This is a genomic window from Mycoplasmoides gallisepticum (genome assembly GCF_900476085.1).
GTDB classification, from domain to species: domain Bacteria; phylum Bacillota_I; class Bacilli_A; order Mycoplasmatales; family Mycoplasmoidaceae; genus Mycoplasmoides; species Mycoplasmoides gallisepticum.
On sequence record NZ_LS991952.1, the window covers coordinates 473,917 to 488,830 of the forward strand.

15 protein-coding genes and 1 other RNA gene are annotated in these 14,914 nt (G+C 31.1%); 7 read left to right on the top strand and 9 right to left on the bottom strand.

From position 1 onward, the window contains the following. Positions 1–19 precede the first annotated feature (19 nt). From pgmB to hrcA, 6 genes are all read right to left on the bottom strand, one after another. Positions 20–685, bottom strand: a complete 666-nt coding sequence (gene pgmB, locus D2833_RS01990; protein ID WP_027333167.1) for a beta-phosphoglucomutase — start codon at positions 683–685, stop codon at positions 20–22. Continuing rightward, complete coding sequence (locus D2833_RS04220) at positions 678–1,406, bottom strand: glycosyl hydrolase family 65 protein (protein ID WP_261974437.1); 729 nt, start codon at positions 1,404–1,406, stop codon at positions 678–680. The genes pgmB and D2833_RS04220 overlap by 8 nt, the downstream gene beginning before the upstream one ends. A 3-nt stretch (positions 1,407–1,409) precedes the next feature. Further along, on the bottom strand, positions 1,410–1,556 hold the full coding sequence (locus tag D2833_RS02000) for a hypothetical protein (protein ID WP_225306263.1): 147 nt from the start codon (positions 1,554–1,556) through the stop codon (positions 1,410–1,412). A gap of 34 nt (positions 1,557–1,590) precedes the next feature. After that, on the bottom strand, positions 1,591–1,812 hold the full coding sequence (locus D2833_RS04225; RefSeq protein ID WP_011113597.1) for a hypothetical protein: 222 nt from the start codon (positions 1,810–1,812) through the stop codon (positions 1,591–1,593). Between the two features lie 506 nt (positions 1,813–2,318). Further along, on the bottom strand, positions 2,319–4,064 hold the full coding sequence (locus D2833_RS02010) for a 1-deoxy-D-xylulose-5-phosphate synthase (RefSeq protein ID WP_011113599.1): 1,746 nt from the start codon (positions 4,062–4,064) through the stop codon (positions 2,319–2,321). Next, positions 4,064–5,113 (bottom strand): heat-inducible transcriptional repressor HrcA, encoded by a 1,050-nt coding sequence (hrcA, locus tag D2833_RS02015; protein WP_011884393.1) that lies wholly within the window; start codon positions 5,111–5,113, stop codon positions 4,064–4,066. The genes D2833_RS02010 and hrcA overlap by 1 nt, the downstream gene beginning before the upstream one ends. Positions 5,114–5,135: 22 nt before the next feature. Here hrcA and uvrC point away from each other — a divergent pair, with 22 nt between their 5' ends. Continuing rightward, positions 5,136–6,914: an excinuclease ABC subunit UvrC gene (gene uvrC, locus D2833_RS02020; RefSeq protein ID WP_027333168.1), complete on the top strand. Its 1,779-nt coding sequence runs from the start codon at positions 5,136–5,138 to the stop codon at positions 6,912–6,914. On the opposite strand, the gene D2833_RS02025 is transcribed toward uvrC, so the two are convergent. Further along, complete coding sequence (locus D2833_RS02025) at positions 6,880–7,245, bottom strand: YigZ family protein (RefSeq protein ID WP_011113602.1); 366 nt, start codon at positions 7,243–7,245, stop codon at positions 6,880–6,882. The genes uvrC and D2833_RS02025 overlap by 35 nt on opposite strands. Before the next feature lie 353 nt (positions 7,246–7,598). Between D2833_RS02025 and infC the strand changes: the two genes are divergently transcribed. Genes infC through pheT form a run of 6 tightly spaced genes read left to right on the top strand, consistent with a single transcriptional unit; the run spans position 7,599 to position 12,788 of the window. After that, positions 7,599–8,192 (top strand): translation initiation factor IF-3, encoded by a 594-nt coding sequence (gene infC / locus D2833_RS02030; RefSeq protein WP_231992516.1) that lies wholly within the window; start codon positions 7,599–7,601, stop codon positions 8,190–8,192. Between the two features lie 9 nt (positions 8,193–8,201). After that, positions 8,202–8,396, top strand: a complete 195-nt coding sequence (gene rpmI, locus D2833_RS02035; RefSeq protein ID WP_011113604.1) for a 50S ribosomal protein L35 — start codon at positions 8,202–8,204, stop codon at positions 8,394–8,396. Positions 8,397–8,421: 25 nt separating this feature from the next. Next, entirely contained in the window at positions 8,422–8,769 is a 348-nt protein-coding gene (rplT, locus tag D2833_RS02040) for a 50S ribosomal protein L20 (RefSeq protein ID WP_011113605.1), read from the top strand. Between the two features lie 5 nt (positions 8,770–8,774). Next, positions 8,775–9,305 (top strand): dUTPase, encoded by a 531-nt coding sequence (locus D2833_RS02045; RefSeq protein ID WP_011113606.1) that lies wholly within the window; start codon positions 8,775–8,777, stop codon positions 9,303–9,305. A 42-nt stretch (positions 9,306–9,347) separates the two neighbouring features. Then, on the top strand, positions 9,348–10,364 hold the full coding sequence (gene pheS, locus D2833_RS02050; protein ID WP_011113607.1) for a phenylalanine--tRNA ligase subunit alpha: 1,017 nt from the start codon (positions 9,348–9,350) through the stop codon (positions 10,362–10,364). Between the two features lie 9 nt (positions 10,365–10,373). Further along, entirely contained in the window at positions 10,374–12,788 is a 2,415-nt protein-coding gene (gene pheT / locus D2833_RS02055; protein ID WP_011113608.1) for a phenylalanine--tRNA ligase subunit beta, read from the top strand. Between the two features lie 129 nt (positions 12,789–12,917). Here the strand turns inward: pheT and D2833_RS04230 are convergent, their stop codons facing one another. Beyond that, a complete protein-coding gene (locus D2833_RS04230; RefSeq protein ID WP_231992517.1) occupies positions 12,918–14,297 on the bottom strand; it encodes a hypothetical protein in 1,380 nt (459 codons plus the stop codon). Between the two features lie 90 nt (positions 14,298–14,387). Continuing rightward, positions 14,388–14,795, bottom strand: a transfer-messenger RNA (tmRNA) gene (ssrA, locus tag D2833_RS02070). Between the last annotated feature and the right edge of the window lie 119 nt (positions 14,796–14,914).

Consider the following 14,914-nt stretch of genomic DNA (forward strand, 5'->3'; position numbering starts at 1 on the left):
ATCTAAATGGGTATGTTTTTTATTGAAAATGGCGCATGATGAAATCAAAGTTAAGTTCACTAGTACTTTGATAAATTAGATCTGCTTTAGAAAAATCTTCATTACTGCCATGGATAATGACAACAGCTTTCATTTTGGCTGCTTTGATTGCTTTCAATCCTGAGATCGCATCTTCAAACCCAATAGCTTGATCAGTGCTGATATCTAAGCCTTCTGCAGCTTTAAGATAGATATCAGCTGCTGGTTTGCCTTGGTTAATCTCACTTGGATTAACGATATAATCAAAGCTATCTAATAAACCTAATTTTTCTGAAATTAACGGCGCGTTATGACTACTAGAAGCTACTGCTAATTTAATCTTATTTGCTTTTGCTTTGATTATTAATTGATCAATACCTTTTAATATCGAGTTTTGATAAATCTCAGTTGTTAAGAGCTTTTTATATAGATCATTTTTTTGTTCACAGATCTTGATTAGTTCAGCTTGACTTAAATCATTCTTAGGTTTTTTTAACCTAAGAATTGCTTTAAGAGTATCTAATCTAGATAACCCTTTTAGTTTTTCGTTTTCTTCTTCTAAAAAGTTAATTCCTAGTTGTGCAACAATCTTTTTTCAAGCTATATAGTGCAATTTAGCTGTATCAGTAATCACACCATCTAAATCAAAGATAAATCCCTTAATCATATTTAATTTCAAACCTTTTTAGTTCGTTATCAATCAGATGTTTTTGATCAGAGATGATCAGTTCTCGAGCGTGTGAATTATTAATCGTTTTAATCAAGAAATGATCTTGTTTGATCACAACTTTAAACTGTGAATTTTTATATTGGAAACGATAAGTTAGTTCTTTCCAATGTTTTGGTAAGATCGGATTCAAGTGTAATTCATCATTATGTCAATCTAATCCCCCAAACCCAAAAAGGATCATCTGATAGATTGCAGCCAATGAACCAGCATGGATCCCAGCATCAGATGAGTGCATATTTTGACCCATATCAATGTTAATTCCATATTCAAACAACTGATAAGCAAGATCTAACTTTTTTAATCTAGTGGCTTCAATCATATATGTTGCTGCTGATAATGATGAGTCGTGAGTAGTAATTGCTTGATAATAATCAAAATTAGCAGCTCTAATCTGTTTTGAATACAGATGGGGTAAGATGTTTAACAATAAAACAACATCAGCTTGCTTTACTAACTGACCACCTAAAAGTTTTTGTCCCGCTGCTGTACTAAACAATTTCTTCCCAGCATCACCCAACATCTGAAAATCACTAATATCATTCACACCTTTATCAACTTGAGCAGCATCTCTGAATAATTTAATTACCTTTTCTTTAGGTGTATTTGGTGTTGCTAAAACATCAGCTACCTCAGCATCAGTTACTGGTGTTGGGTTAATTTGTTAATCTTTAAATGATAAAATCTTTGATTTAGTTTCAATTGGAGGCTTATCATTATCTGCAGGTCGACAAGAAGATAAAATGGTTGGAGCAATTAATAATCACCCTGCTGATAAACCAAATAAGTATTTTAGTTTTGTCTTCTTCATAGTGTACCTTCGATATTTTTTTAAATCTCAATCGTTATTCAAATGCTAATTCATTCTTTTGATAAGCAATTAGGAATAAGATGATTGTTAAGGGTGAAATTAATAAAATTGCGGTAATAGTGTCAATGATTGGGTAGATTTTATTGAACTCTGTTTTAGTTAAGATGTAATAAGTGTGGATACAAAGAACGAAATTGATCAGTCGATTTATGATGATGATTGTGAATAACAGTTTTAGTAAGAAACTTGTTTGCAAGCTTTTAATAAAAGTTCCTATTAATAATTCTTTATTATTGTCTAGATATAGTTTGATTAATTAATATGAGATAACAATACTACAGATCAATGTGATGATGTTGTTTAAAATAAAGAAGATGTATTCTAGAATTTTCGGTCTTGCTTTTCGTTCTAATGGTAATTTACCAATCAATAGTCACCTTAACTTTGTGTTAAAGGAAACTACCCGGAATTTTATTTTATTCATAACTCCTATTTATATTTTGAATTAAGAAAATCTCTAAAACTAAGTTGGGTATGACTTTTATGATTTTATTAAGATCCATCTACTTGATCCATCAAGCAGATAAGCTTTTAACTTAACGTGCAAATTTCTTTAAAATCTTGATTTTATTAGACTTTGGAAGAATATTCTTTATTTTAACTTAAAAAAACTAAGCACAAGTTAGCTAAATCAAAAAATAAACAATAATCAAGTTGAGAAAAAACTGATTATTGTTTATTGAAGAAGTTTAGATCTTTAATTTACTTTTTTAAGTTCTTTTTAATTGCTTCAATCACTTGTTCATGACCCATCTCGTGTTTGATTAATAGATCTTTATTATCTCCGTGTTGAGGGATCGTTTTGAAATTATAAGAATATAATGATTTATTTTGGTATTTCTTTTCAACGATCAGTCGATAAAACTCATTAGCCAACCCAAGATTTTGATAAATCTCTTCATAAAGATAGATCTGATCATATTGATCTAAGATCTTAGTGATCATTTGATCTAATTGATCACCATGAACTAAGATTGCATCAAAGCAATCAACATCGTTAAGTTGTTGTTGATCTAATAACCTCTTAAATAAGATCAGGTTGTTATTATATGAAATTAATGCTGTTTTATTTTTAGTATTAGCTGGATTTAACTTAACCCATTGATCAATATGATCAAAGTCTTGATAATACGATTCGTATTGGTTAAGTTCAACAAAATAGCGATTATATCTAATCGCGATTACTTGAGTTGTATTATTAATTACTTGATCAAGTAATCTTTTTAATACGATCTGATTACTAGCAGCATAGATCTTAGCATGCGGGGTGTTTTTAATCATCCCCACATCAAAGATCCCATGGTGAGATGAACCTTCAGTTCCATTCAACCCACATCGATCAATCAAGAGATTGATCCCTAAATTTAATCGTGATAAATCATGGATTAATTGATCATAACTTCTTTGTAAAAAGGTTGAATAGATCGGTAAAAAGACCGGAACCTGATTTAAACTTACTCCAGAAGCCATTGATAATGCGTGTTCTTCAGAAATCCCAACATCGATGTAATTCTTTGGGTATTTTTTAATCAGATCAATAAATCCAGTTGCATAAGTCATCGCGGGATTAATCATGCAAAACTGCTTTTTATCTTTTAGTTTTGCTTCTAAATGACTTGCAGCAATAAACCCAGATTGGTCTTGGTAAGTTTTATTAGACCGATTGGAATTATGATAAGTTCCAATCAGATCTGCTTCAGCTTGCTCAACCCCCTTACCCTTGATTGTTTTAACATGAACGATCACTGGTTTTTGTTTAACCAACTCTTTAGCTTTTTCTAACCCAGCAAAGATCTGATCTAAATCATGACCATCTTCAATCTTTAGATACTCATAATTTAATTGCTTAAAGAAGTTGGCTTGATCATCTTTTAAATTGGTTAACAACTTATTAAACTCACCAAAGTTTTCTGAGATCGACATCTGATTATCATTAAGGATAATAATCATCTTATGATGATGAAAACTAATATTGTTGATTGCTTCAAAAGCGATCCCATTAGCAATACTACCATCCCCGATTACGGGGATGATTAGTTGTTCTTTATCCAGTAGTTGGTTACTAAAAACTAACCCACTAGCTACACTAAGTGAATTTGAAGTATGACCACCAGCATAATAGTCATACTTAGATTCGTTTAGATCTTGTAATCCACTTAACCCATTTGTTTCACGGATCGATCTCATCCGATCAAACCGACCAGTCACCATCTTATGAACATAAGCTTGGTGACTGGTATCATAAAAGACTTTATCTCGATCTAGATTAAAAAAGTATGCTAGTGCAATACTTAGTTCAACAATCCCTAGATTGGATGATCAGTGGATACTTTTTTCTTTACCAAGATTAATCAGATAATCCCTGATCTCAGTTGCTAATTGTTTAAGAGCAGCTTTTTTGATCTTCAAAAAATCAGCATAACTTTTAATCGTATTTAATAGTTTCATTATGATTCTTTATTAATCTCTTCTAAAGGCAAGTTGAGATGATCAATCTTTTCAACTTGCTCTTTTAAGATATTTAATAAACCCTTGATCTTCCCATATTCCATCCGGTTGGGTCCAACGATTGCAATTTGGTGTTTATTTTGTTCGGTTTCAATTAAGGTTGAAGCAACTGAGATCCCTTCAATCCCAATATCTTGACCAAAAGTGATCACTGACTTCCCGGTTTTTTGTTGCATAAATGAGATCTGTTCTCAGATTGAGGTGTTCTCAAGTAAGTTTAAGATCTCACTTAACTTATTATGGTCATGAAACTCGGGATGGATCACCAATTTTTTTGTCCCCTTAATGTTGATCGTGCTCTTTTCATTAATATCAAAGATATAGTTAACGATCCGTTGCATCACGAATTCGTATTCGTGAACTTTAGTTCTAACGATCTCTTTGATCGCGGTTAGTTTTTCTTTCAATTCAATAAATGGGGTATCAACTAACCGATCATTAAAGATCTGCACACAAGTTGATACATCATTGTATTGAATTGAATTTTGGTACTTAATCGTTTTTTTAATCACCTCACCAGAAGAAGAAACAATCAAGATTATTGCGGTATTATTATTAATCTTGATTAGATCCATTCGTTTAAGTAGATCATAAGATTTGAACTTGGTAATGACGGAAGGCAAGTTGGTGACATTATTAATGAATTCAACTGATTGTTCAATCACCTCATCAATTGAATGATATCGTTTATTTAAGATCGCCATCAATTTTTGTTTTAATCGTTCTGAGATCTTAGTTTCAGCTAAATTAGCTTCATAATATTGATACCCCTTTATTGTGGGAATTCTTCCTGCTGAGGTGTGGGGTTTTTCGATATACTTTTCTTTTTCTAACACCGACATCTCATTGCGGATCGTTGCACTAGATACTTCGTTGTTAAAGTATTTTTCTAAGATGATCTTAGAACCAACTGCAGTTGCAGTTGAGATATATTCATTAATAATCGCCTTCAAAATTAAGATCTGGCGTTCCGTCAATTTATTATTCATAATAATAAAATTATATAAGACAATGAATTTTAATCTCAAACAAAAACTAGATCTGGCCCCAAAAAAACCAGGGTGTTACCTATGAAAGAATCACCTTAATGAGATTATTTACATAGGTAAAGCTAAAAATATCTACAAGAGGGTGCACCAATACTTTAATGGGCCAAAAGATCTGAAAACATCAAAGCTCGTTAATGAGATCTTTTATGTTGAATTCATTGAAGTTAATAATGAAAATGAAGCTTTATTATTAGAAGCTAATCTAATAAAAAAGCATAAGCCTAGATATAATATCTTATTAAAGGATAACAATGGTTATCCTTATATCTTGATGACGAAAGAAAAGTATCCAAGACTAATTTATACACGTAACTTTGATCCCAAAAAAGGTAAACATTACGGCCCTTTTGCTTCAAGTGAGATGAAAGCATATGATCTTTATAATCTTTTATTAAAACTGTTTCCCTTAAAAAACTGTTTTAATAAAAAGGGCCGTAAGTGTGAGTTTTATGATCTTAATTTATGTATGAAAGCATGCACTCACGAAGTTAGTGAAGCTGATTATGAAGTGATGAAAAAAAAGATCGATTATTTTTTTCACAACGGAGCTGATCAAGTTTTAAAAGACTTAAAAGAAAAAGAGTCGATTGCTAGTGAAAAATTTGATTTTGAACAAGCCAAAAAATATTTAGATCTGCAAAAAGCGATCAATCTAATCTTTGATAAACAGATTATTAATCTGTATAGTGCAAAAGAACGAATCGATGTTCTAGCTTATCAGATCAAAGAAAATGTGATCTGTATTGTTTTATTTTCTTATGTTTCAAGTCAGCTGGTGTCCAAAAACACGATTTGTGATTTTTATTATGGTGAAGAACAAGAAGTAATTACTTCTTATCTTAGTCAATACTATAAAGATAATATCAAACCCAAGATCTTATATGCTTCTTTAGATCAAGCAAATGCAACCTTATTAAAGGACAGTCTTGGAATTGAGATTATCAATCCCACAAGTGGGAAGATGAATGAGATTATGTCATTAGCACTTCAAAATGTAACTAATGAACTATCCCAAAAATATGATTCCTTAGTTAAAAAAGAACAAAGAATTAATCTAGCCCTTGATCAATTAAAAAAATTGATCAAGGTTGATAAACTCAATCATCTAGAAGTGTATGATAATTCCAACTTGTTTAATACGGATAAAGTATCAGCAATGATTGTTTTTGAAAACAATCAGTTTAATAAGAAGAAATACCGTAAATATAAGATTAAAGATCAACAAGCACTAGGTGACTATCATTATATGTATGAAGTGATCTATCGCAGGTTGTATCAAGCTTTAAAAAACAATTTTGTTGATCTACCTGATCTGATTATTCTAGATGGTGGTAAACACCAAGTGTTAGCAGCAAAAAAAGCGATTGTCGATCTTCAGATTGATAAAAAGATCAATCTGATTGGTTTAGCTAAGAACAATAAACACCAAACAGATAAGATCGTCACTTTTGATCTTGATGAGATCAGTTTAGATAAGAGTTCGGCGTTATATTTTTTCTTAGCCAATCTTCAAGAAGAAGTGCACAAGTTTGCGATCAGTTTTTTTCGTAAAACCAAAGCAAAATCATTATATGATTCTATCCTTGATCAGATCAAGGGTTTGGGTAAGAAAAGAAAGCAACAATTGATCGAACATTTTAAAACGATTGATGAGATTAAAAAAGCTTCGATTGCTAGTTTAAGTCAAGTCTTACCAATTGAGATTGCTAAAAAGTTGAAGCAAAAATTAGATCAATCGTAGCACTCGCAGTTTTGCGATAAGCTTTAATCAACCCACCAGTACCTAGTTTTATCCCACCAAAAAACCGAATTACAAAAACCACATAGCCATACAATCGTTTAATTCTTAACAGATCATAGATCGGTTTACCTGCGGTGTTTTTGGGTTCATTATCATCACTAAACCCCGCTGTTTCAATTCCGTTATCTTTAAAAAGATAACCATAACAGATGTGGGTGGCTTTCTTATACTGTTTTCTTAGTTGTTCAGTTAATAATTTTAGTTCTTGTTTAGATGAGATCTGATGAGCGATCCCAATAAATCTAGAGTTCTTAAAATATAGTTCAACCATTTTAGTTAAGATTATATATAAAGTTAAGATCGATAAATATATTTAAGGTTGATCTTTAAAAATCAAGCTAGATCTAAAAAAGAATGTGTTATAATTACAAGGATGATCTTCAAATAGTTATTTGAATATAAATCGCATCATCAAATCATATCAGATAAGCAGTGTTACACTCACCTATATCTCTTAAATGTAGATCATGGTTGATTATTAGTTTCTTATAACTTAAAATCTTGTTGCTAACTAAAGATGATAATCTAATAAGAAACTAAGCTAACCTTTTATATTTATATATTAATAATATAAATGTCACACTGCTTTTGTTTGTGTGACATTTTTTATTTAAAAAGGATTATATGAATCAAGACAACAATCAAAGGAACAGAAGACCAAAACCTAATTTACCTCCAATTAATAAGAACATTAAATTTGATAGTTTCACTTTAATTGATGAAAATGGAACTAATCTAGGAGTTGTCACTAAAGAAGCCGCATTAGCGATGGGTGATAGTAAGGGTTTGGACGTTGTTGTGATCTCAAATAATCCCAGCACGGTAATTGCTAAGTTAATGGATTATGGTAAACATGTCTATGAACAAAAGCGCAAGAAACGTGATAGTAAGAAAAAACAAACCGTGGTTAAAGTTAAAGAGATTAACTTTAAAGCCGGAGTGGGTGATCATGATATCGAGTGAAGAGCAAAAAAATCGATTGAATGATTAAACGATGGATTCCATGTTAAGTTTACGATCAGAGCGTTTTCAAGAATGATCACTCGTGAAGAGTTAATCAAAGAAGTTTATGATAAGTTCTATCAGTTCATTCAAAATTATGCTGATGTGCAAAAACCATATACAAAGGTTTCACGCAATATGTATGAGGCGGTTTTTATTCCGACTAAGAATAAGAAGAAAGCTGAATTAAATCAACCAACTGGTCAAGAAAGTTAAGAAATTACTATGCCAAAAATGAAGACAAAAAGTGCTGCAGCTAAACGTTTTAAAACAACTAAAAGCGGGAAGATTAAGCGTAAGCAAGCTTACACTTCACACTTAGCACCAAATAAAACAACCAAGCAAAAACGCCACCTAAGAAAAGATGGCTTAGTGCACAAAACTGATTTCAAAAGAATTAAGCAATTAATTGCTAAATAAAGATAATTTTTAGGAGAAAACCAAGATGAGAGTTAAAGGCGGACCAACTACTAGAAGACGCAGAAAGAAATGATTAAACCAAGCCGAAGGAACATTTGGTACTCGTCATGCATCATATAAGGTTGCTAAGCAAACCGTTATTAAATCTGCAAAATACGCATTCAGAGACCGTAAGAATAAAAAACGTGAATTCAGAGCGCTTTGAATCCAGCGTCTAAATGGTGCCCTACGTGAGTTAGGGGTAACATATTCAGTGTTCATTAACCTTTTAAAGAAACAACAAATTACGATTAACCGTAAGATGTTATCTGAAATTGCGATCCACGATCATGAAGCTTTCAAAAAGTTAGTGAAAGAAGTTACAGGTAAATAGATCATATGCTTTTAGACCTTGAGAAGTTAATCGAAAAACAAGCAGAGCTTGATACTATCATCTTTAAAAAGACTAAAAGCTCTTATAAGAAAAACCAGAAGCAAAGAAGGTTATGACTTGCTGTGGAGATTGGTAACTTAGCAAAGCAGATCGAGGCATACAAGTTTTGAAAAAACGGACCCAAAGAAGATGATCATGCAATCTTAGAAGCTTGTGCTAACGTTTTACACCTATCATTAAGTTTTTTAATCCAGTTTAAAACTGAGATCGATCAAGATAAAAAAACCGAACTTAATTTTGTTTTTGATGTGAAACAACAAAAACAAAAACCCTCAAGTTTAATCGCTTCAAAGCGTTTTTTAGAACTATATGAACTTTGTTTATCAATGGAAGATTGATGATCATGTCAGAAGTTCATCGATGAACTATTAACTTTAATTAGTTTAATGCGTCTTAACTTTAATGATCTATTCAAAGAATACATTAGACAAAGTGCCAACATCTTAAAACGCATTGATGAAGATATTTGAAGCTAACCACTTTAAATATCTTTTTTATCTTATACGCCTTATTATTATATGGATCAAATCAAAAAAATTATCGATAATTTTAAACAGACAATCAGTTCAGTTGATAATCAAAAAGAACTGATTGTAACTAAAAACATCTTTGTTAAAAAACACGTCACCCCACTATTTCAACAACTACGTGAGTTAGAAGAATTAGCAGTTAAAAAAGCATTTGGAAAAGAATTAAACTTCTTACAAGAAGCGATTCAAGAGTTATTTGAAGAAAAAAACCAACAGTTAGTAATCAACTTAGATCAGAATCAAAAACCAGCTTATGATCTAATGATTCCAGCTTTAGATCTAGTTGATGGTTCAATTCATCCCTTAAATTTAGTGGTAAATCAGATCGTTGATTTTTTTAAGAAGTTTAACTTTACGATCGTCAATTACCCAGAATTAGTGACAACCAAACATTGTTTTGATGATCTAAATATCCCTTTAGATCATCCTGGTAGATCTAAAACAGACACGTTTTATGTAAGTGATAAGCAATTATTACGAACACACTGTACAGCAGGAACGATCGAAGCGATTGCTGCTATGAATAAACATAAAGATATTCGTGTGATTAGCTTTGGTAATGTTTATCGTAATGACACCGATGATGCAACTCACTCACACCAGTTTATGCAAATGGACTTTATGTGGGTTAATAAGGATCTATCTTTATCAAACCTTAAGTGGTTTGTTACCAAATTCATCGAACATATGTTTGGTAATGATCTTAAAACTCGGTTTAGACTTTCACACTTTCCGTTTACTGAACCAAGTTTTGAAGTCGATGTTGAATGTTGAAACTGTCAAAGCGGTTGTTTTTTATGTAAAAAAACCAGATGGATCGAGATCATGGGTTCAGGAATCTTACACCCTAAAGTGTTAGAAGCTGCACATATTGATCCTGAAAAGATGGTGGGGATTGCTGCTGGAATTGGGATTGAAAGAATCGCGATGCTAAAAAATAATATCACTGACATTAGGGATTTTTATTTTAATGACTTTCGGTTTATCAAGCAATTTTATGAGTAGTAAATAATTATGTTGTTATCAAAAAAGGTAATTGCCAATTTCATTCCCACGATCACTAAGATCGAAGATAAAAAGATCGTTGAAGCACTCAATGCGATCGGTGCTGAGGTCGAATCAATTAAGACCTTTAGTATGATCGATTACTTAATAATCGGAAAGATCTTTACGATTAAAAAACACCCCCATGCTGAAAAACTAAATATCTGTTCGATCCAGATTAGTGATAATAAGTTTATTAACATCATCTCAGATTCGCCCAACCTTTTTGACCAAACTAAGGTACTTAATAAGTATGTGATTGTGGCGATGGAAGGTGCAGAACTACCCAACGGAATCACGGTAATTAACCGTGATATCCGGGGAATGAATAGTAGTGGGCTTTTATGTTCTTATGCTGATCTAAACCCACAATCAAGTGAGTATCTATCTGAATATGATAGTAAGAATATCATTATCCTTGATAAGGCTAATTTAGGTGATACTGAAGTTTATAAGTATCTAAATATCGATGATACGATCTTTGATATCTCGATCCCTTCTAGTCGTCCTGATTGACATGGGATTAGATTTTTAGCTAAAGAATTAGCTGCTTATCTAAACTTAAAATACGTTGAACTAATTGGTAGAGCTAAACAAACTGATTTTCATCAGATTAATTTTAAGGTTTTAGATGAAACAGATAATAAAGCCAAATACTTTGGTGGGATCCATTTAAGGAACTATCAATTACAACAATCAAGCTGAAACACCAAGGGGATCTTGATTAACAACCACATTAAACCTATTAATGATCTAGTTGATCTTTCTAATTTAATTCCGTTATTTGTGGCTAACCCAATCCACATTCACGACGCTGATAAGATCGTGGGTGATGTAAGATTAGTGCAAGCCACTAAAAAAGAGCAGTTTTTAGCTTTAGATAATAAGTGATATACAGTTCAAGAGAATGATCTTTTAGTTGTTGATGATGAAAAGATCATTGCGCTTGCTGGTATCATTGGTTCAATGGCAACCGCTGTTGATGAGAATAGTATTAACTACTTTATTGAAGTAGGTAACTTTGATCGTCACCAGATCATTAAATCAGCAGCATTTCATAAGATTAACACATACAGTGCTAATCTATTTAGTAAAGAAATCTCTTTATACCAAACCAAAAAGACCTTTGAATACTTATACCAATACTTATTGACAAAGGTTTATAATCAACAGTTATCTGAACTGTCAAAAACATTTAGTGTTGATGAGTATCATCAACAAGTAAAAGTTAATTATGATAAGATTCGCAGCTTACTTGGAAGTATGAACTACTTACCAGATGCTATGATCCAAAAATCATTAACAGACCTAGGGTTTTTAGTTGAAGATGATCTTGTATACGTACCAAGTTATCGAAACGATATTTATAACTGACAAGATCTAGTAGAAGAACTATTAAAGATCTTAAATATTAATCTGTTCCAACCAATTCCGATTAAGGCTGATTATTTACTTGAAGTAAATAATGAAACAAACGAACTGTTAGATCGGCTATCTAAGAAGTTAAGATCATTAAAGTTTAATCATATAAGAACTTATAACTTAACTTCTAAAAAACGGGCTGAACTACTAAATCTGTTTAAGTATCAAGATCCAGTTGTTGTGTCTAAACCAATCTCTGAAACTAGACAGTACTATCGTCAAAATATCTTAACGAACTTATTAGAAGTTTATCAACTAAACCGATCATATAAGAATAAGTTATACCCAATCTTTGAGATCCAAAGTTTATTAACCAAAAATGGTGCTAACCACCATATTGGTTTAGTGATGGCTAATAACTTATTTAATCATAGTTATGATCCATCATCAGGGATCAAACTGGATCTAATCACGATCAAAGGGATTAGTGATATCATCGTGCAAAACTTTGGGTTTAATTGTAATTACCAAACGATTAATGATGATACTTATCTAGTTAAAAACGATTCATTAAAACTAGTAGTTTATGATGAAACGATCGGTTATATTGGTAAGATTAAAAAATCAATCCTAAAAGAATTTGATTTAGCTGATCAAGATATCTATTGTTTAGATATTAATCTGGAACGATTAATTACTTCAATTAATCGTTATGTCAGAACATATGAAGCTTATGATCACTACCAAGAAGTTACTAGAGATATTACTTTCCAACTAAAAAATGAAGTTGATTTTAATAGCTTTATTAATGTCATTAATAGTTTTAATAAGTTATCAAAATGAGAGATTATCTCGATCTTTGATGCAACTAATCAGATTGATACGAACAAGACTTATCAACCAACCAAATATACGGTTAGATGTTATCTAAAACAAGGTGATAAGACTTATACAACTAAAGAGATCAATCAAATCTTTGATGAATTGATTGATCTGATGAAAACTAAACAGATCTTGATTTAGAATCAACGGATTATTTGATTAATTTTTATTTAAAAATAACGGTAAATTTGCATAATTAAATAAGAAGTAAGCTTAATAACAACAAGAAAAAAACACCAAGATGATCTTGGTGTTTTTTCTTTAATTTATTTAAGATAATCGTTCTTGTTTAAACGTATCAATCAGTTCTTTATATTCATCTTTTTTAAGATATTGATTTACCCCATAAACGTAGTTGTTTTTGTATTTTTTTGATACATAATCAACAAAGGTTTTTTGGGTTACGATGATATCAATATCATTAGGGAGATCTTTAATTGCCCAGTTAGCTACTTCTACACCTTTAACACCAAGATTGTTAATCATCTTTTTAATCATCCCAGCACCCATCGCAGATGAACCCATACCAGCTTCACAAGCAAACATTACTTTTTTAGCTTTAGCTACATAAGTTCTTAGTTCATTGTTTGTGCTGGTAGAAGATAAATCATCTTTTAGATTAATTGATTCAAGTGTTTCTTTAGTTGAAGTGATTGGCACGAAATCAATTTGATCTTTATAATAAGGTTTATTGATTCATTTGCCATCAACTTCAACTTTAGTTAATCGAATGATCTTTTCATCAGTTTCTGCTGTTAGATTATCTTCTCGAATCTTTCGGTCGGTTGGATCTGTTGATCTAATCGCACTAATTTGAGTTGCTAACTGTGTTTTTAACTGTTCAACCATACTTTTATCTAGATCTTTTTGTTTGATAGAATCTACAAACTTAATTGTTCGTTTGTAGAATTCCATTTGTTTTTGTAGATAGTCAACTGCTTTAATTTCGTTTTCTTCAATCGGTACTTTAACCCGTTTTGCATCACTGTGTTTAGTTCTTTTAATCTTAAATTTCAAGAGATCAATCTGATGCATGAATTTGTAATCAGCATCAGCAATTTTTAGATTGTAATCTAAATTAACGTTTTCAATACTAAATGTATCTTGTGGATTTATCTTTGAAAGTAGATCATTCTTTCATTGGTTAATCTCATCAATTCTAGCATTGTATTGTGTTAAAAGATGATCGATTTGTAAACTTCAGGCTTTAATTTTTTCTTGATATTTTTGTTCTTTTACCGATGGATTAAATCCTGGTTTATCATAATACTTTTCTAGGTATTTTTCTTTAAGTCCGTTCTCTTTTTGATATTTTTTATATCTAAAGCTTACGATCCTCTTATCATTATCACGGATTGGGAAGTATTCTTTTGAACCATCTTTTAGTGTAATAATCTCTCATAAGTAATTGTGCTCATCAGTTACTTTTTCATAATCAATTGTTTTAATTTTCTTGGTGATGTTGATATCTTTAGCAAGATCAAATTGTTCTGATTTGTAGATTCTTGCAATTAATCTTAATTTTGTTGGAGAGAAGATAATTCTTTCACCAGTACGAATATTTTTTCACAATAGACTAATTGAAGTAAGTGTAAATACGATAGCAGCTGAATCAAATTTTGTTAACAACTTTTTAAGAAATTTTGCCAATCTATAAATCTAGTAAGCACTGATATGTTATTAAATAATAAAAAACCTCCTTTAATTAAGATTAAAGGAGGTTTAAGAAACTTATATTAATGGTGGAGATGACGGGAATCGAACCCGTTTCCACAATCGACTCAGCAAATTAGTTTTATTTACAGTTTAGATACTTATGAAGCTCAAACCAAGTGATAAGTATCAACATCTTGGTTCGTAGTAATCGTTGGGTCAAAAAACTAATTAATCAGTATTAATAGTAAAACTAAAAACGAGTTACAAAATCTAGTTTTATCCTATAAATCTAGGTTTTTAAAAAACCTAGTACGCTATTTATTATTTATTTAGAAGTTTAAAGCGTAGTTGTTTGATGCTAACTGATTTAAAACAAAGTTTTCGTCAGCTAGTTCTTTAGAAGTTTTGTCGGTTATTATTACCTTGAGCTATAAAGGGCAGACCCTACTGAACTAATAAGTTTATCAATCATGTCGAAGCCTTGACATCCCCATGAATAATAAATATTGTTTATGTCTATTTAGACATCTAAATTTTAATTTAATAAATTATTTTATTAAGTCCATATAGGTTATTATTTATTCTTTAATAAGGTTTATCTAATAACCTAT